1 protein-coding gene is annotated in these 414 nt (G+C 55.8%); it reads right to left on the reverse strand.

Annotation, left to right across the window (positions count from 1 at the left end):
- Positions 1–162: 162 nt before the first annotated feature.
- The coding region (locus ACO0LF_RS31500) for a group II intron maturase-specific domain-containing protein (protein ID WP_423021354.1) at positions 163–414 on the reverse strand (252 nt) is incomplete at its 5' end.

Below are 414 nucleotides of genomic sequence, written 5' to 3' on the forward strand. Positions count from 1 at the left end.
CCCATGGCATAGCCGACAATCTCGCAGGTATAGACATCCTTGATTCCTGCCAGATAAAGCCATCCTTCACCCGTGCTGATATAGGGGTGAGTAGACCATGGGGATTTCACCCACGGCCCCTCGCAGAACCGGACGTGAACCTCTCGACTCATCCGGCTCCCATCATCCGGCCTTGGGCAAACATCCCAGTTTCCAATGCCAGAAGGCCTTGGGATACTTGCGCGCAAGCCGCCCAAGGGCGTGACGTGCCCGGATCTTATGCCGGACCACGTGCTTGTACTTGCGCATCATCCAACGCGTCAGGTAGTCATTCAAGTGTTTCCACACGGCAGACATGGCCGATTCATAGAACCGACCGTAATATTGATGCCAGCCACGAAGTATCGGATTGAACATGGCCGACAGATCGGCCAC

It is taken from the genome of Undibacterium sp. Di27W (assembly GCF_049340345.1).
In the GTDB taxonomy this organism is placed as follows: Bacteria; Pseudomonadota; Gammaproteobacteria; order Burkholderiales; family Burkholderiaceae_D; genus Undibacterium.